Here is a 15,722-nt window from a genome sequence, read left to right as displayed (position 1 = left end):
GCAGCGCTCGGTGGCGCGCGCGGGGTTCAGCCCGCGGCGCGGGCGGCGATGTCGCGGCGGTAGTGCCCGCCCTCGAGGGTGATGCGCTCGAGGGCGGTGTACGCCCGCTCGCGCGCGTCGGCGAGGTCGGCGCCCACCGCGACGACATTGAGCACGCGCCCGCCGGTGGCGACGAGCGCACTGTCGGCGGTGGCGGTCGCGGCGTGGGCCAGGTGCACGCCGTCGACGGATGCCGCGGCATCCGTCCCCTCTATCGCGCGGCCGGTCTGCGGCGCCTCCGGGTAGCCCTCACTCGCGAGGACGACGGTGACGGCGGCCTCGAGGGAGAACTCGGGGGCCGGCTCGGACTCGAGCGTGCCGCTGGCCGCCGCCAGCAGCAGGCGTGACAGCGGGCTGCGCAGACGCGCCAGGACGACCTGCGTCTCGGGGTCGCCGAAGCGGGCGTTGAACTCGATCACCTTGACGCCGGACTCGGTGAGGATGAGGCCCGCGTAGAGCAGCCCGATGAAAGGGGTGCCCTCGGCATCCAGCTGCCGGATGACGGGCTCGGCCACCTCGGCGGTCACCTGCGCGACGAACGCGTCTTCGCCGCCGAACCGCTCGCCGAGCCAGGGGAGCGGCGAGTAGGCGCCCATCCCGCCTGTGTTCGGGCCCTCGTCGCCGTCGTACGCGCGCTTGAAGTCCTGCGCAGGGCTGAGCGCCCGCACGCTGTCGCCGTCGGAGACGAAGAAGAGCGAGACCTCGGGGCCGGCGAGAAACTCCTCCACCAGGACGGGACCGCTCGGCAAGTAGGTGTCGGCGTGCGCGAGCGCCGCGTCGCGGTCGGACGTGACGATGACGCCCTTGCCGGCGGCGAGTCCGTCGGCCTTCACGACGTAGGGGGCGCCGAACTCGTCGATCGCCGCGGCGACCTCGTCGCGGGTGTGCGCGCGCGCCGCGCGACCGGTCGGGACGCCCGCGGCATCCATGATCCGCTTCGCGAACGCCTTCGAGCCCTCGAGCTGCGCGGCGGCCTTGCCGGGACCGAAGACGGGGATGCCGCGCTCGCGCAGCGCGTCGGCGACGCCGGCGACGAGGGGGGCTTCGGGGCCGATGACGACGAGGTCGATCGCCGCCTCGTTCGCGTAGCCGGTGACGGCCGCGGGGTCGTTCTGATCGAGCCCGGGGACGATCCTCGCGTCGGCGGCGATGCCGGCGTTGCCGGGGGCCGCGAAGATCTCGTGCCCGGCGCCTTCGGCGGCGAGGGCGAGGATGATGGCGTGCTCGCGCGCGCCCGAGCCGAGGACCAGGATCTTCACCCCGCCAGCCTACCGACCGGCCTGCGCGCGTTACGGTGGCTGCCATGGCCCGCATGATCAGCACCGGCGACGGACGCGACGCCCTCGCGGCCGTCGCCGCCGGCACCGCGACACGTCCCGAGACGGCGATGGCGGTCCGCTACCTGCTGCAGCTGCTGGTCGAGAAGGCGCCGGGCAACTCCGTCGAGGTCCGTGTGCCGCCGTTCGGCGCGGTGCAGGTCGTCGAGGGACCGCGTCACACGCGCGGCACCCCGCCGAACGTGATCGAGACGGATGCCGCGACCTGGATCGCTCTCGCAACCGGACAGGTCGCCTGGGCCGACGCCGTCACCGCCGGCACCGTCCGGGCGTCGGGCGTCCGGGCGAACCTCGACGGGCTGCTGCCGCTCCGGCCCTGACCTGTCCCGGTACCATCGCCTGCGGAGAGGATCCCCATGCAGGCACGGCACCCCCGGAGCGTCACACGTCCCCTCGTCACCGGGTTGATCGGTGCGGCCGCGGTCGTCCTCGTTCCCACGGGACCCGCGAACGCCGCGGCGCCCTCGTGCGTCGTCTCCGAGGCGACGGCCGTCTGGGATTCCGGCGCCGATGAGCTGCGGACCGACGGTGCGATCTCGGCGGAGGGCGGCATCCTCACGTTCGACGGCGGCGCCGGCGTGCTCGAGCCGGTCCGCCCCTCCGGCAGCCTCAGCTTCGACGGGACCGTCGCCTACACGAGCGCCGCGGGCGTCGAGACGACGCTGTCCGCCCCAACCCTCGTGATCGACGGCGGCTCGGGCACCCTCTTGTTCGACGTGCAGCCCGAGGGGACGGAACTGATCCCTCAAGCGGCGCTCGCCGAGGTCGACCTCCGCGCCGTCGCCGTCTCGGAATCGGGCGACACCATGAACCTCGACGGCGTCGACGCGCAGACCGACGCGACCGCCGACGGTTCCGACCTGCTCTGGGCGGGCACCCTCGGGGACCTCGATCTCACCGTGACCGCGGACTGCACCACGATCGCCGACACGGCGGTCGTCGAGGAGGAGGAGCAGGATGCCGCGGCCCCCGGCATCCTCGTCCCGCTCATCGTCGTCGGGATCGCCGCGACCGTGACGGTCGTCCTCGCCGTCGGATCGGTCCAGCGGCGCAAGCGCAACAGCGCCCGCGCCGCCCAGCCGGAGACCGTCGGCGACCCGCTCCCCTGAGGCGGGGGTGGACAATGGAAGCATGGCCGAGCACTCCGAAACGCACGTCGAGTCCGCCGAGCTGCGGCGCACCCCGCGGTTCGCGGCCTTCTTCGCCGTCGGGGCGGCCCTCGGCATCCTCGTCGCCCTCATCCTGACGTTCGCGTTCGGCGACGGAGCGATCAGCGAGAGCACGGGAGCGCGCTACTCGCAGAGCCAGGTATTCGGCTTCCTGCTGCTGTGGTGCGTGCCCGCCGGGATCGCGGTCGGCGCGGTCGTCGCGCTCGTCTTCGACCGAGTACTCGGCAAGAAGCACCGCACCGTGCGCATCGAGCGCGAGCGCGTCGAGGGCTCCGAGGACTGAGCCCGCCTCAGGCGAGCTCGGCGATGATCGGCTGGATCGCCGGATCGAACGCCGCGACGTCGCCGCGCAGGCCGTCGGTGACGGCGATCGTCAGTGAGCCGATCCACCAGACGCCGCGCTGCGTGAGCGGCAGCACCTGCACGTTCAGCTCGAACGAGTGCGCCCGGCGGCCGACGCGGCGCTCGTGCTCGGCGATCGCGCTCGCGTAGGCCCGGTAGCTGCTCGCCGATCCGGCCCGCGCCTGCATCGTGTAGCGATCGGCGGCCCACCGCGCGAAGGCGACGGCATCGTCGGCGAGCGGCGCCATGGCGGCGCGCAGCTCGTCGAAACCGTCGACGGGGAGCACGGCGAGCGTCTCGTAACCGTCGACGAGATCGAGAGGCACGGGCGAGGGGTGCGCCTGCGGTTCGACCGCCATCGCCCAGTACGCGAGCCACTGCCGCTGCAGCAGGCGGGCGTCGTCGTCATCGCCGGCGGGCGGTGCCGCGGGGGCTCCCCGCAGGTGGGGCAGCTCTTCGGGGGCACGGATGCCGAGTGCCTGGCGCACGAACAAGGCGACGAGCACCGTCGTACTCGCGTCCTCCCGCACCACCCATTCGGGCCGCTCAGCCCCGCTCATGGCGCCATCCTATGGCTCGCCTGTGGTCCCCGTCCGCTCCGCGTCGCCTCCGCGGCGGAAGCAGGCGGCGTCCGGGGGCCGGTAGGCTGTGCGGGTGGCCTCGACTCCCACCGATCCCTACTCCGCTGCCGGCGTCGACACCGCGGCGGGGGACCTCGCCGTCGAGTTGATGAAATCGGCCGTCCGTCGCACCCAGGGCCCCGAAGTCCTCGGCGGCGTCGGCGGTTTCGCCGGCCTCTTCGACGCCTCGGCCCTCCTCGGGTACACGAAGCCCCTGCTCGCGACCTCGACAGACGGCGTCGGCACGAAGGTCGCCATCGCGCAGGCCCTCGACAAGCACGACACGATCGGCCAGGACCTCGTCGGCATGGTCGTCGACGACATCGTCGTGGTCGGCGCGAAGCCGCTCTTCATGACGGACTACATCGCGACGGGCAAGGTCTTCCCCGAGCGCATCGCCGACATCGTCCGCGGTATCGCCGACGGCTGCGCCGCGACCGGCACGGCGCTCGTCGGCGGCGAGACGGCCGAGCACCCGGGCCTGCTCGGCGTCAACGACTACGACGTCGCGGGAGCGGCGACGGGAGTGGTCGAAGCGGATGCCGTCCTCGGCGCCGACCGGGTGCGTTCGGGCGATGTCGTGCTGGCGCTCGCCTCGAGCGGTCCCCACTCCAACGGCTATTCGCTGATCCGCCACATCATCGCGAACGCCGGCATCGGGTACGGCGACAACGCCGCCGACTTCGGTCGCACGTGGGGCGAGGAGCTCCTCGAGCCGACGCGCCTCTACACGTCGCCGCTGCTGCGCGCGATCGACGCGCACCCGGGCGCCATCCACTCCCTCAGCCACGTCACCGGCGGCGGCATCGCGGCCAACCTCGCCCGCGTGCTGCCCGTCGGCACGTGGGTCGACGTGGACCGCGCCACGTGGTCGCCCCCGCCCGTGTTCCGCGTCCTCGCCGACATCGGCGGGTTGTCGCTCGAGCAGACCGAGGGCACCTGGAACCTCGGCATCGGCTTCCTCGCCGTCGTGTCGGCCGAGGCCGCCGACGCCGCGGCATCCACCCTCTCCGCGGAGGGCATCCACACCTGGCAGGTCGGGACGGTGTCGGATGCGGCACTGCCGGCCGGCGACTACGAGCAGGGCGCGAAGGGCGTCGACGGCGGCGCGGTCCGTCTCGTCGGCTCCTACGCAGAAACGGACTGAGCTACACCCATGTGCGGAATCGTCGGCGTCGTCGGACAGGGACCCGCCAACCAGGAGGTCTACGACGCACTGCTGCTGCTGCAGCACCGCGGACAGGACTCGACCGGCATCGCGACAGCGGAGTCGAGTGGCATCTTCCACATCGCGAAGAACCGCGGGATGGTGCGCGAGGCGTTCCGCACCCGTGACATGCGCTCGCTCCTCGGCACGATCGGCCTCGGTCACGTGCGGTACGCGACGAAGGGGACCGCCTCGAACGAGGAGGAGGCGCAGCCGTTCTACGTGAACGCCCCGTACGGCATCGTCCTCGTCCACAACGGCAACCTCACGAACACGCGCGAGCTCACCGAGGAGCTCTTCCGCACCGACCGCCGGCACCTCAACACGAGCTCCGACACCGAGCTGCTCGTCAACGTCCTCGCGAACGAGCTGCAGGCCGTCATCTCGGGGCTCGAGCTCGACCACGAGCAGATCTTCGAGGCCGTCACGCGCGTGCACCAGCGCGTGGAGGGCTCGTACGCCGCCATCGCCCTGATCGCCGGGTACGGTCTGCTCGCCTTCCGCGACCCCTTCGGCATCCGTCCGCTGATCCTCGGCACCCGCCGGGCCGAGAACGGCCGGTACGAGTGGACCGTGGCCTCCGAGTCGCTCGTCCTCGAGAACGGCGGCTTCGAGGTCGTCCGCGACGTCGAGCCCGGCGAGGCGGTCTTCATCGATCTCGACGGCAACCTCTTCACGAAGCAGTGCGCGCCGAACCCCAAGCTCGTGCCCTGCTCGTTCGAGTACGTCTACCTCGCCCGTCCCGACTCGGTCATGAACGGCATCTCGGTCTACGAGGCCCGCCTCCGCATGGGCGAGCGCCTCGCCGACACGATCGCGAAGTACACCCCCGAGGGCTCGATCGACGTCGTCATGCCGATCCCGGACTCCTCGCGTCCCGCCGCGATGCAGGTCGCGCGCAAGCTCGGCATCGAGTACCGCGAGGGCTTCTACAAGAACCGCTACATCGGCCGGACGTTCATCATGCCGGGCCAGGCGATCCGCAAGAAGAGCGTGCGCCAGAAGCTCAACGCGATGTCGACCGAGTTCAAGGGCAAGAACGTCCTCCTCATCGACGACTCGATCGTGCGCGGGACCACCTCGCGCGAGATCATCCAGATGGCACGGGATGCCGGGGCCACCTCGGTGACCTTCGCCTCGGCCGCCCCGCCCATCCGCTTCCCCCACGTGTACGGCATCAATATGCCGTCGCGTCACGAGCTCGTCGCATACAACCGGACGATCCCCGAGATCGCCGAGGAGCTCGGCTGCGACTACCTCGTGTACCAGGAGATCGCCGACCTGAAGGCCGCGATCCTCGAGGGTGCGCCCGACGTCGAGGACCTCGACATGAGCTGCTTCGACGGTCGGTACGTCACCGGCACGGTGAGCGACGAGTACCTCGCCTGGGTCGAGGGCACCCAGGAGTCCTGAGCCGCCTAGGCTGAATCGGTGACGTCCCCCGATCCCCTCGCCGTGCGTCGTGGTCGGATCCTCGCCGTCGTCGGCATCGTCCTGCTCGCGTTCTCGCTGCGCTCGGCGGTCGCGTCGCTCTCGCCGCTGTTCGATGCGATCGGCGAGGACTTCGTCCTTCCCGCCGCGGTGCTCGGCCTGATCGGGACCGTGCCGCCGCTGTGCTTCGCGGTGTTCGGCCTCCTCGCCTCGGGGTTCGAGCGTCGCTTCGGGCTCGAGCGGACCACGCTCGTCGCACTCGGCGCCGTCGCCCTCGGCTTGGTGGCACGCGCGGCAGCCAGCGATGCATACGGGCTGCTGCTCGGCTCGGCGCTCGTGTTCGCCGGGGTCGGGGTCGGCAACGTGCTCCTGCCCGCGCTGGTCAAGAAGTACTTCCCCGACCGCATCGGCCTGATGACCACGGTCTACTCGACGATGATGGCGATCTCGACCTTCGTGCCTCCGCTTGTCGCGGTGCCCGTGGCGGATGCCGCGGGGTGGCGCACGTCGCTGGGGCTCTGGGCGGTCTTCGCCCTGGCCGGGCTCGCCCCCTGGATCGTGCTCGCGCTGCGAGCCCGCCGCGCCGCCCTCGCCGAGGTGGACCTCGAACCCGTGAGCACACGGGTGTTCGGGCGGATGTGGCGGTTGCCCACCGCCTGGGCGCTCGCCGTCACCTTCTTCGTCTCGAGCGCCGTCGCCTACACGTCGTTCGCGTGGCTGCCGAAGATCCTCGTCGACACGGCGGGCGTGACGCCGCAGGTCGCCGGCACGCTGCTGTCGCTCTTCGCGCTGATCGGGCTGCCCGCGTCGCTCGTCGTGCCGGTGCTCGTCGCCCGGCGGGGCGTCGTTCTGCCGCTGTTCATTGTCGCCTCGGCCTCGGGGGTGCTCGGCGCCGGCGGGCTGCTGGTGGCCCCGGCATCCGCCCCCTGGCTCTGGGTCACGCTGCTGGGCATCCTGCCACTGCTGTTCCCGCTCGTCCTGACGTCCGTCGGGCTGCGCACGCGCACGCACGACGCGACGGTCGCGCTGAGCTCGTTCGCGCAGAGCCTGGGTTACGGCGTGACGATGCTGATGCCGATCGGGGTCGGCCTCATCCACGATGCGACGGGATCGTGGACGGTGCCGCTGGTCATGCTCCTCGCGATCTCACTGCTCGCCGTGCCGGCGGGCGTCGTGATCGCGCGACGGAAGACGGTCGAACAGGAGTGGGAACAGCGCCACGGTTCGTGGTGAGCGGACGAGCGAGAGGTCAGGCCTTCTCGAAGGATGCCGGGGCCGCGGCCGACGGGTCTTCTTCGTCGTCCTCGTCGGCGTACTGGTCGGCCCACTTGTCCTCGTACTGCTCGTCACCGGGCGCGCCGAGCTCACGCTCGAGCGCGTTGATGTTCAAGCTGTACGTGTCGTACTTCAGCTCACGGGCGATCTTGGTGTTCTTCGCCTTTTGACGGCCACGCCCCATGCGTAACCCCCTCATTTCACGAGTGCGGGCTTGGTCCGGCAGCCCGACGAGTCACAGTCCGGCAATGGCCGGGAAGAGTAGCATTCAGGGTACCACGGAGCGTTCCCACCGCCCTCGCGGCGGGGATCCAGGAAGGGTGATCCGATATGTCCGATGCCGTATCGCAGCCGCAGACCCGCCGTCCGCATCGCCCCGTGATCGCGGGGATCGTGCCCGGGCAGCCGGCCCGCGTGCTCCGCGAAGCCGCGCAGTATGCCCGGCTCCACGGCGCCGCCCTACTGATCGCCCACGTCGACATCACCCGGTTCGTCTCGTACGAGGATCCCGACGGCTACGTCCACACGGCGCCGATCAACCTCGACGCGATCCCGAGCGAAGCGCTCGAGGCCCAGCTGCGCGACCAGGCCACCGCGGCGCTGTCGGGCATCGACGTCGCGTGGTCGCTCGAGATGCTGGCGGGCGACCCGGCGCTGGCGATGAAGGACCTCGCCGAGCGCACCGAGGCCCGTCTCATCGTCGTCGGCACGCGCAAGCGCGGCATCGGCGACTCGATCCGGGAGTTCTTCACGGGGTCGGTCGCGGCACGCCTCGCGCACCGGCAGCCGCGCCCCGTCCTCGTCGTCCCCCTGGGGGAGCCCGTGAAGGACGACGAGGACCCGTGGCGCGACCGGCAGGAATGGCCCGAGGAGCTCTGGCCCGGCAGCTGAGTCAGTTGCGCATCGCGCTCCGGACGGCCTCGGCCGTCTCGTCGAGCGCGGTCTTCAGGTCGTCGACGACGGATGCCGCGAGGTCGCCGCCGCGGGCGACGTGACCGCGCAGGTCGGCTCGCAGACCGGCACGGAACTCGGCGAGCAGCTCGTCGGCCCGTCGCACCTGCTCGCGTGCCGCCGCGCGTGGGTCGGCAGATGAGGGTGCCGCGGGTCGGCTCGGCGCAGCGGATGCCGCGGCCAGGTCGGCCTGCAGGCTGCGCATGGCCTCCCGCACGCCCGCGCGCACCTCGTCGGCGATGAGACGGACGCTGTCCGCGAGGCCGGCCTCGATGCCCGCGAGGTCGCCCGAGCGCGACGCCACTTCGGCGCGACCGGCATCCGTGATCTCGTAGACGGTCTTGCGGCCGTCGACGGTCTTGGTGACGAGACCCTCCTCCTCGAGCTTCGAGAGGCGGGGGTAGATCGTGCCGGCGCTGGGGGTGTACGTGCCGCCGGTGCGGTCGGACAGCGCCTGCATGAGGTCGTACCCGTGGCGCGGCGCCTCGTCGAGCAGACTCAGCAGGTAGAGGCGCAGGTCGCCGTGGGAGAAGACGGGGGGCATCTCAGTACTCCTCTGCCGCGGGGGTCGGGTCGGTGATCGCCGAGGCGACGCGTCGGATGACGGAGACGTCGCCCGAAACGGTGTTGGCGCGGACCTCCGCGAACGAGCCGCTGAGCTCGCCCACCGATCCGGAGTAGGTCGAGCCGATCCCGCTCTGGGACCGGTCGATCCCGTCGACGCTCAGCTTCCCGCTGACCGTGCGCAGGGTGTACTTCGCCGCCACGGCCTCATCGAGGCGCAGGGTCGCGGCGCCGCTGACCGTGTTGAACGAGACGTTCTGGGTCGGTCCGACCGAGTCGATGAGGACGGCGCCGCTGACGGTGTCGGCGTACGCGGTGCGGATCGTGCCGGCCGCGGTGATCGCGCCCGAGACCGCGTTGGCGTTGAGCGTGCCGGTGAGGTCGCGCATCTGCACGTCGCCCGAGACCGAGTTCACCGTCACGTCGCCCGTCAGGCCGTCGACGATGATGTCACCCGACACGGTGTTGAGCTTCGCGTCGGTGACGAGCCCCGCCACGAGCGCGCTCGCGCTGACGACGCCGAGGGTGAGGGCGATCTCGCGCGGAACCGCGATGCTCACCTCCGCCTGCGGTCCGCCGCTGCCGAAGTTGCGGAACGACGACAGGAAGTTGTCCCAGCGCAGCTGTGCGTGGTCGATCTCCACTGCACCGTCACGGGCTTCGATGCGCAGTTCTTTCTGCGTGACGGAGTGCACTTCGATGCGGACGCCGGGCTCGTCGTGGGCGACGACGTCGATCTGTCCGCCGACGAGTCCCACCTTGAGCCGACGGATGCCGTCGAGGTCGATGACGCGGGTCTCCCCGGGCTGGACCAGCCACTTCTCGAGAGTCATGTTGTCTCCTGCGGTCGATCGCGAATCAAGATATATCGCGTTGCAGGTACGGTAACACGATATATCTCGAATTGTCGACACCGATGTGCAACGAGAGCTTGACCTTGACGCTGCGTCAACTTCTAGCGTGGTCGTCATGACGCGTGAATGGTCGATCCAGGAACTCGCCCGCCTGGCGGGGACGACGAGCCGCACCCTGCGCCACTACGGCCAGGTCGGACTCCTGTCGCCGACGCGGACGGGCACCGGGGGCTACCGGTTCTACGACGCCGCCGCCCTGCGCCGCCTGCAGCACATCCTGCTGCTGCGCGAGCTCGGGCTGGGTCTGCCCCGCATCGCCGAGGTCCTCGCCGAAGACGTCGACGAGACCGCGGCGCTGGCCACCCACCTGGGCTGGCTCGAGACCGAACGCGCGCGCATCGACCGGCAGATCGCCGCCGTCGCATCGACCCTCGACGCGAGGAGAAGAGGAGAGGAACCCATGGCCGAGAACATGTTCGACGGCTTCGACCACACCGTGCACCGCGAGGAGGTCACCGAACGCTGGGGCGCCGACGCGTACGCGCGCTCCGACGCCTGGTGGCGCGGGATGTCGGCCGACGAGAAGAAGGGCTGGATGGAGCGCAGCGCGCAGCTGACCTCCGACTGGAGCGACGCGGCGGGCCGCGGCATCCGTCCCGATTCCGAAAAGGCGCAGGAGCTCGCCGCGCGGCACATCGCGTGGCTCGAGAGCATCCCCGGAACGCCCGCCGCCGACGGCGGCGACCTCCGCGGATATGTGCTCGGCCTCGCCGACATGTACGTGGCCGACGACCGCTTCGGTGCGAATTACGGCGGGACGGCGGGCGCGACGTTCGTCCGGGACGCGCTGCGCCACCACCTCGACCGGTCGTGAGCGGACGTGACGAGGCCCCCTCGACCGAGATCGGGAGGGGGCCTCGATGCGCTCGTGGGGGCGAGCGCCGCTGACGCGCCTGGGGGTGCGCGTCAGACGATCAGGTGTTCTTGCGCAGGACCCGCAGCAAGAAGGCGATCAGCGCGATGACACCCACGATGATGGCCACCCAGAGCAGGAACTGGAGACCTTCCGTGATGCCACCCACGATCGCCAGCACGATGGCGATCACGATGATGATGATGAGTGCAAGGTTCATTGGAGGCTCCCTCTGTTTGTCTCCGTTGTCCGCCGGAGCGGGGGTGACGCGGGTGTGCGTCGTACCCATTGCTATCAGCGTTCTCCCAGGCGGATCAGGCCCTTGACAGGCGCTGCGGGCGGTGACATAACGTGGCCGGACGCGGGCGATCCCTGTCCGCACGGATGACGTGAGGCGGATGCACCATGCCGGCAGGACGCGGCTCGAACAGCCTGAAGGACCCCGACCTCTACGAAGAGCTCCGCAAGGACGGCGCTTCGAAGGAGAAGGCGGCCCGCATCTCCAACGCCGCCGCGCGCGACGGCCGCAGCGCCGTGGGCCGCCGGGGCGGCGCGTCCGGAGACTACGAGGACTGGACCGTGGCGGACCTCCGCGGCCGCGCGAAGGAGCTCGGCATCCGCGGGTACTCCCACGCCCGCAAGGCCGACCTCATCGACATGCTCCGATCGCACTGACGTGCCACGGCTCAAGCGGGTGCGACCCGGCACCGATGTCGGGTACCGCCGGCTGCGCTCCGGGACCGGCTTCCGGTACGTGGATGCCGACGGCGACCCCCTCCCCAAGGCGGAGGCCGACCGCGTGCGCGCCCTCGTCCTGCCGCCCGCGTGGCAGGACGTGTGGATCTGCTCGGACCCGAACGGGCACATCCAGGCGACCGGCGTCGACGAGGCGGGGCGGGTGCAGTACCGCTACCACCCGCAGTGGACGGCGGGACGCGACAAGGGCAAGTACGCCCGGGCGCTGCAGCTCGCCGAGGCGCTGCCGCGGGCGCGCGGACGCGTCACGACGTCGATCCGTCGCGAGGACATCGACCAGGAACGCGTGCTCGCGGCCGCCTTCCGGCTGCTCGACCTCGCCGCGCCGCGCGTGGGAGCCGAACGCTACCTCGTCAAGCACGGCAGCCGCGGCCTCACCACGCTGCTGCGCCGGGACGCCGTCGTCGACGGCACCGTCGTCGCGCTGCGCTTCCCGGGCAAGAGCGGCCAGCGCCAGGAGATGGAGGTCGAGGACCCCGACCTCGCCGCGGCCGTGGAGCTGCTCGTCGCGGGCAGGCCGAGCTCGCCGCTGCTCGCCTACCTCCGCGGGCGTCGCCGCGTCGCCCTCACGCCCCGGGACGTCAACCTCTACGTCCGGTCGATGACCGGGGGGACGTTCACGGCGAAGGACTTCCGCACCCTGCGGGGCACGATCACCGCCGCCGACGCCCTCGCCCGCATCGGGCCTTCGACGAAGAAGTCCGACCTCAAACGCGCCGAGGTCCTCGCGGTCAAGGTGACCGCCAAGACGCTCGGCAACACCCCGTCGGTCGCGCGCAGCTCGTACATCGACCCGCGCGTGTTCGACCGCTACCGTCGCGGCATCCTGCTCGACACCACCGTGTCGCCCGAATCCGCCATCCGGACGCTCATCCTCACCTGACCCCTCCCACCCCCGCGGGTGGGGTGCCGTGAAATACTGACGCGCACCCCCGCATCCCTCACCTGCACCGTGGAAATGGGCCTCCGTTGTCGAACCTCGCTGTCCTGAGCCTCAAGAACCGCGCGCTCATCGCCCTCATCACGATCGTCGCGGCGATCTTCGGCGGACTGGCCCTCACGAGCCTCAAGCAGGAGCTGATCCCGCCGATCCAGCTGCCGCAGCTGTCGATCCTGACCACGTACCCCGGCGCATCCCCCGACGTCGTCAACAACGACGTCTCGACGCCGATCGAGCAGGCGATCCAGGCCGTCCCCGACCTCGAGTCCACGTCGTCGACGAGCACGACGAACGCGTCGATCATCCGGGCATCCTTCGCCTACGGCACCGACCTCGCGACCGCCGAGCAGAAGATCCTGCAGGCCATCAACCGCATCGACGACACGCTGCCCGACGGTCTCGACACGAGCGTCCTCGCCTTCTCGACCGACGACCTCCCCGTCATCGCGCTCGCCGTCACGGGATACGACAACGCGACCGAGGTGCAGACACGGCTCGAGAACGCCGTCGTCCCCGACATCGAGGACCTCGACGGAGTCGCCGCCGCGCAGATCGTCGGCGGGCAGACCTCGCGGGTGACGATCACCCCCGACCAGGCCGCGCTCGCCGCCGACGGGTACACGCAGACCGCGATCACCGACGCGCTCGACCAGAACGGCGTCCTGTTCCCCGGCGGCACGATCGACGAGGGTGACCAGACCCTCACCGTGCAGACCGGCACGAAGCTCGACTCCATCGACGAGATCGCCGCGCTCCCGCTCGTCCCCACGGACGCCGACCAGTTCGCCGCCGGCAAGGTCACCGTCGGGGACGTCGCCGACGTCGTCCTCGACACCGACCCGGTGACCTCGATCTCGCGCGTCGACGGCAAGCCCGCGCTCACGGTGTCGATCACGAAGCTCCCCGCGGCCAACACGGTCGACGTCTCGCACCTCGTCCGCGACGCGATCGGCGCGCTGCAGGACGACATCGGCAGCGGCGCGACGATCACGGTCGTCTTCGACCAGGCGCCCTACATCGAGCAGTCGATCGAGGCGCTCGCGCAGGAGGGGCTCCTCGGGCTCGCGTTCGCGGTCGTCGTCATCCTGATCTTCCTGCTGTCGGTGCGCTCGACCCTCGTCACCGCCATCTCGATCCCGACGAGCGTGCTCATCACGTTCATCGGCATCCAGGCCTTCGGGTACTCGCTCAACATCCTGACCCTCGGCGCCCTCACGATCGCGATCGGCCGTGTGGTCGACGACTCCATCGTCGTCATCGAGAACATCAAGCGGCACTACGTCGGCGGCGCCGACAAGCTGCAGGCGATCCTCCTCGCCGTCCGCGAGGTCGCGGCCGCCATCACGGCCTCCACCCTCACGACCGTCGCCGTCTTCCTGCCGATCGCCTTCGTCGGCGACCTGACCGGCGAGCTCTTCCGCCCCTTCGCGCTGACGGTCACCATCGCGATGCTCGCGTCGCTCTTCGTCGCGCTGACCATCGTGCCCGTGCTCGCGTACTGGTTCCTGCGACCGGGCAAGCCGGTGACGGATGCCGCGGGTCGAGCGATCGACCCCGAGGATCCGGCCGCGCCGCCGAGCCGCCTGCAGACGTCGTACCTGCCGGTGCTGCGCTGGACGCTGAAGCACTCGGTGGTGACGCTGCTGCTCGCCGTCCTCGTGCTCGGCGGCACCGTCCTGGCCGCCCCGCTCATGAAGGTCAACTTCCTCGGCGATTCGGGGCAGAACACCTTCACCGTGACGCAGAACGTCGGCGACACCGCGAGCCTCGAGACCCAGGACGCCGCCGCGAAGCGCGTCGAGGAGGTCCTGCTCGACATCGACGGCATCGAGACGGTGCAGACCTCGATCGGCTCGAGCGGTTCGGCGCTCCGCGACGCGTTCTCGGGCGGCGGCACCGGCATCACCTACTCGATCACGACCGACCCCGACGCCGACCAGGAGCAGATCCGCACCGACGTGCAGCAGGCCGTCGCCGACCTGCCGGATGCCGGTGAGGTCGTCGTCTCGGCGGCGCAGGGCGGCTTCGGCTCGACCGACATCGAGGTCGACGTCACCGCGCCGGACGCCGGCGTGCTGCGCGACGCGACCGACGCGGTGGTCGCCGCACTGCGGGACGCGAAGGGCATCGAGCAGGTCGACTCGAACCTCTCGGCATCCCTCCCCTTCGTCTCGGTCGCCGTCGACCGCGACAAGGCGGCCGAGCTGGGCCTGTCGGAGGTCGCCGTCGGCGGGCTCGTGTCGAACACCATGCAGCCGCGACAGATCGGCACCGTCGAGATCGACGACGCGTCGCTCACCGTGTACCTGAAGGCGGCCGACATCCCGCAGACGATCGACGAACTCCGTTCGCTCGAGATCGCGAGCGCGTCGGGCCTCGTACGCCTCGACGAGGTGGCGACCGTCGAGCAGTCCGAGGGACCGTCGTCGATCACCAGCGAGCGCGGTCAGCGCACGGCATCCGTCACCGTCACCCCCGCCACCGACGACCTGAACGCCTCGAACGCGGCCGTCACCACCGCCCTCGCCGACGTCGACCTGCCGCAGGGCGCCGACGCCGAGATCGGCGGGGTCGTGACGCAGCAGCAGGACGCCTTCGCGCAGCTGGGACTCGCGATCCTCGCGGCGATCCTCATCGTCTACATCGTCATGGTCGCGACCTTCAAGTCGCTGCGGCAGCCGGTGCTGCTGCTCGTCTCGGTGCCGTTCGCGGCGACCGGCGCCATCCTGCTGCAGATCGTCTCGGGTGTGCCGCTGGGCGTCGCGTCGCTCATCGGCGTCCTGATGCTCGTCGGCATCGTCGTCACGAACGCGATCGTCCTCATCGACCTCGTGAACCAGTACCGCGAGAAGGGTCTGTCCACGCCCGAGGCGGTGCTCGCCGGCGGTGCGCGCCGACTGCGGCCGATCCTCATGACGGCTCTCGCGACGATCTTCGCGCTCACGCCGATGGCGCTCGGGATCACGGGGCACGGCGGGTTCATCTCGCAGCCGCTCGCGATCGTCGTCATCGGCGGACTCGTGTCGTCGACCGTGCTGACCCTGCTCGTGCTGCCCGCGCTCTACAACCTCGTCGAGGGCGCCAAGGAGCGTCGCGCCGCCAAGCGCGGCGACGTCGTTCCCGCCGCGACCGCGACCGAGGCGCCGCTCACGCGACGCGCGCGTCGGGATGCCGCGGCTTCGGCGGGAGTCGTCACCGGCGCGGCCGCCGTCGACACGGCGCTCGTGATCGAGGAGGCCCCGGACATCGAGATCCCGGCGGTCGAGGCGCCGGCGGTCGAGGAGCCGGAGGCGTCCGACGAGGAGCCGCGGCGCGAGGAGTGAG

17 protein-coding genes are annotated in these 15,722 nt (G+C 71.0%); 11 read left to right on the top strand and 6 right to left on the bottom strand.

Annotated features, from left to right (window positions below; all coding sequences use genetic code 11):
* Positions 1-26 precede the first annotated feature (26 nt).
* Positions 27-1,298 carry a phosphoribosylamine--glycine ligase gene (gene purD / locus Q9S71_RS04360; protein ID WP_311860755.1) on the bottom strand — a complete coding sequence of 424 codons (1,272 nt, stop codon included), beginning with the start codon at positions 1,296-1,298 and terminating at the stop codon, positions 27-29.
* A 44-nt stretch (positions 1,299-1,342) separates the two neighbouring features.
* Between purD and Q9S71_RS04355 the strand changes: the two genes are divergently transcribed.
* Genes Q9S71_RS04355 through Q9S71_RS04345 form a run of 3 tightly spaced genes read left to right on the top strand, consistent with a single transcriptional unit; the run spans position 1,343 to position 2,828 of the window.
* A complete protein-coding gene (locus Q9S71_RS04355) occupies positions 1,343-1,696 on the top strand; it encodes a sterol carrier family protein (RefSeq protein ID WP_311860752.1) in 354 nt (117 codons plus the stop codon).
* A gap of 36 nt (positions 1,697-1,732) precedes the next feature.
* A complete protein-coding gene (locus Q9S71_RS04350; RefSeq protein WP_311860749.1) occupies positions 1,733-2,485 on the top strand; it encodes an HtaA domain-containing protein in 753 nt (250 codons plus the stop codon).
* A 22-nt stretch (positions 2,486-2,507) separates the two neighbouring features.
* Entirely contained in the window at positions 2,508-2,828 is a 321-nt protein-coding gene (locus Q9S71_RS04345) for a hypothetical protein (RefSeq protein WP_064003507.1), read from the top strand.
* A gap of 7 nt (positions 2,829-2,835) precedes the next feature.
* Here Q9S71_RS04345 and Q9S71_RS04340 read toward each other — a convergent pair whose 3' ends face one another.
* Positions 2,836-3,447: a hypothetical protein gene (locus Q9S71_RS04340; protein ID WP_064003508.1), complete on the bottom strand. Its 612-nt coding sequence runs from the start codon at positions 3,445-3,447 to the stop codon at positions 2,836-2,838.
* An 88-nt stretch (positions 3,448-3,535) separates the two neighbouring features.
* Between Q9S71_RS04340 and purM the strand changes: the two genes are divergently transcribed.
* The 3 genes from purM to Q9S71_RS04325 are packed head-to-tail and all read left to right on the top strand — an operon-like array spanning position 3,536 to position 7,378.
* Positions 3,536-4,654, top strand: coding sequence for a phosphoribosylformylglycinamidine cyclo-ligase (gene purM / locus Q9S71_RS04335; protein WP_311860748.1), 1,119 nt, complete (start codon positions 3,536-3,538; stop codon positions 4,652-4,654).
* A 9-nt stretch (positions 4,655-4,663) separates the two neighbouring features.
* Positions 4,664-6,127: an amidophosphoribosyltransferase gene (gene purF / locus Q9S71_RS04330; protein ID WP_311860747.1), complete on the top strand. Its 1,464-nt coding sequence runs from the start codon at positions 4,664-4,666 to the stop codon at positions 6,125-6,127.
* 18 nt (positions 6,128-6,145) lie between these two features.
* Complete coding sequence (locus tag Q9S71_RS04325; protein WP_311860746.1) at positions 6,146-7,378, top strand: MFS transporter; 1,233 nt, start codon at positions 6,146-6,148, stop codon at positions 7,376-7,378.
* A 16-nt stretch (positions 7,379-7,394) separates the two neighbouring features.
* Here Q9S71_RS04325 and Q9S71_RS04320 read toward each other — a convergent pair whose 3' ends face one another.
* A complete protein-coding gene (locus tag Q9S71_RS04320) occupies positions 7,395-7,604 on the bottom strand; it encodes a DUF3073 family protein (protein ID WP_064003512.1) in 210 nt (69 codons plus the stop codon).
* A 146-nt stretch (positions 7,605-7,750) separates the two neighbouring features.
* Here Q9S71_RS04320 and Q9S71_RS04315 point away from each other — a divergent pair, with 146 nt between their 5' ends.
* A complete protein-coding gene (locus Q9S71_RS04315; RefSeq protein WP_311860744.1) occupies positions 7,751-8,311 on the top strand; it encodes a universal stress protein in 561 nt (186 codons plus the stop codon).
* A gap of 1 nt (position 8,312) precedes the next feature.
* Here Q9S71_RS04315 and Q9S71_RS04310 read toward each other — a convergent pair whose 3' ends face one another.
* Positions 8,313-8,915 carry a PadR family transcriptional regulator gene (locus tag Q9S71_RS04310; RefSeq protein WP_311860743.1) on the bottom strand — a complete coding sequence of 201 codons (603 nt, stop codon included), beginning with the start codon at positions 8,913-8,915 and terminating at the stop codon, positions 8,313-8,315.
* 1 nt (position 8,916) lies between these two features.
* Positions 8,917-9,768: a DUF4097 family beta strand repeat-containing protein gene (locus tag Q9S71_RS04305; protein WP_217529097.1), complete on the bottom strand. Its 852-nt coding sequence runs from the start codon at positions 9,766-9,768 to the stop codon at positions 8,917-8,919.
* A gap of 136 nt (positions 9,769-9,904) precedes the next feature.
* On the opposite strand from Q9S71_RS04305, the gene Q9S71_RS04300 reads away from it, so the two are divergent.
* Entirely contained in the window at positions 9,905-10,663 is a 759-nt protein-coding gene (locus Q9S71_RS04300) for a MerR family transcriptional regulator (protein ID WP_311860740.1), read from the top strand.
* A 100-nt stretch (positions 10,664-10,763) separates the two neighbouring features.
* Here Q9S71_RS04300 and Q9S71_RS04295 read toward each other — a convergent pair whose 3' ends face one another.
* Positions 10,764-10,922 carry a hypothetical protein gene (locus Q9S71_RS04295; protein ID WP_164499361.1) on the bottom strand — a complete coding sequence of 53 codons (159 nt, stop codon included), beginning with the start codon at positions 10,920-10,922 and terminating at the stop codon, positions 10,764-10,766.
* A 185-nt stretch (positions 10,923-11,107) separates the two neighbouring features.
* Between Q9S71_RS04295 and Q9S71_RS04290 the strand changes: the two genes are divergently transcribed.
* The 3 genes from Q9S71_RS04290 (at position 11,108) to Q9S71_RS04280 (ending at position 15,721) form a co-directional block, all read left to right on the top strand.
* On the top strand, positions 11,108-11,377 hold the full coding sequence (locus Q9S71_RS04290) for a DUF7218 family protein (RefSeq protein ID WP_217529101.1): 270 nt from the start codon (positions 11,108-11,110) through the stop codon (positions 11,375-11,377).
* Between the two features lies 1 nt (position 11,378).
* Entirely contained in the window at positions 11,379-12,341 is a 963-nt protein-coding gene (locus Q9S71_RS04285) for a DNA topoisomerase IB (protein WP_311860736.1), read from the top strand.
* An 86-nt stretch (positions 12,342-12,427) separates the two neighbouring features.
* Complete coding sequence (locus tag Q9S71_RS04280; RefSeq protein WP_311860734.1) at positions 12,428-15,721, top strand: efflux RND transporter permease subunit; 3,294 nt, start codon at positions 12,428-12,430, stop codon at positions 15,719-15,721.
* Position 15,722 lies beyond the last annotated feature (1 nt).

It is taken from the genome of Microbacterium gawkjiense, from assembly GCF_031932225.1.
Lineage (GTDB): Bacteria > Actinomycetota > Actinomycetes > Actinomycetales > Microbacteriaceae > Microbacterium > Microbacterium gawkjiense.
The sequence above is the reverse complement of the archived record's forward strand: the minus strand, read 5'-3'. Positions and strand labels throughout refer to the sequence as shown.

Bases quoted from the DNA above. Each gene is read 5' to 3' on its own strand.
- Q9S71_RS04355 (WP_311860752.1), top strand. From the start codon at position 1,343: ATGGCCCGCATGATCAGCACCGGCGACGGACGCGACGCCCTCGCGGCC.
- Q9S71_RS04350 (WP_311860749.1), top strand. From the start codon at position 1,733: ATGCAGGCACGGCACCCCCGGAGCGTCACACGTCCCCTCGTCACCGGG.
- Q9S71_RS04345 (WP_064003507.1), top strand. From the start codon at position 2,508: ATGGCCGAGCACTCCGAAACGCACGTCGAGTCCGCCGAGCTGCGGCGC.
- Q9S71_RS04340 (WP_064003508.1), bottom strand. From the start codon at position 3,447: ATGAGCGGGGCTGAGCGGCCCGAATGGGTGGTGCGGGAGGACGCGAGT.
- purF (WP_311860747.1), top strand. From the start codon at position 4,664: ATGTGCGGAATCGTCGGCGTCGTCGGACAGGGACCCGCCAACCAGGAG.
- Q9S71_RS04320 (WP_064003512.1), bottom strand. From the start codon at position 7,604: ATGGGGCGTGGCCGTCAAAAGGCGAAGAACACCAAGATCGCCCGTGAG.
- Q9S71_RS04315 (WP_311860744.1), top strand. From the start codon at position 7,751: ATGTCCGATGCCGTATCGCAGCCGCAGACCCGCCGTCCGCATCGCCCC.
- Q9S71_RS04310 (WP_311860743.1), bottom strand. From the start codon at position 8,915: ATGCCCCCCGTCTTCTCCCACGGCGACCTGCGCCTCTACCTGCTGAGT.
- Q9S71_RS04305 (WP_217529097.1), bottom strand. From the start codon at position 9,768: ATGACTCTCGAGAAGTGGCTGGTCCAGCCCGGGGAGACCCGCGTCATC.
- Q9S71_RS04300 (WP_311860740.1), top strand. From the start codon at position 9,905: ATGACGCGTGAATGGTCGATCCAGGAACTCGCCCGCCTGGCGGGGACG.
- Q9S71_RS04295 (WP_164499361.1), bottom strand. From the start codon at position 10,922: ATGAACCTTGCACTCATCATCATCATCGTGATCGCCATCGTGCTGGCG.
- Q9S71_RS04290 (WP_217529101.1), top strand. From the start codon at position 11,108: ATGCCGGCAGGACGCGGCTCGAACAGCCTGAAGGACCCCGACCTCTAC.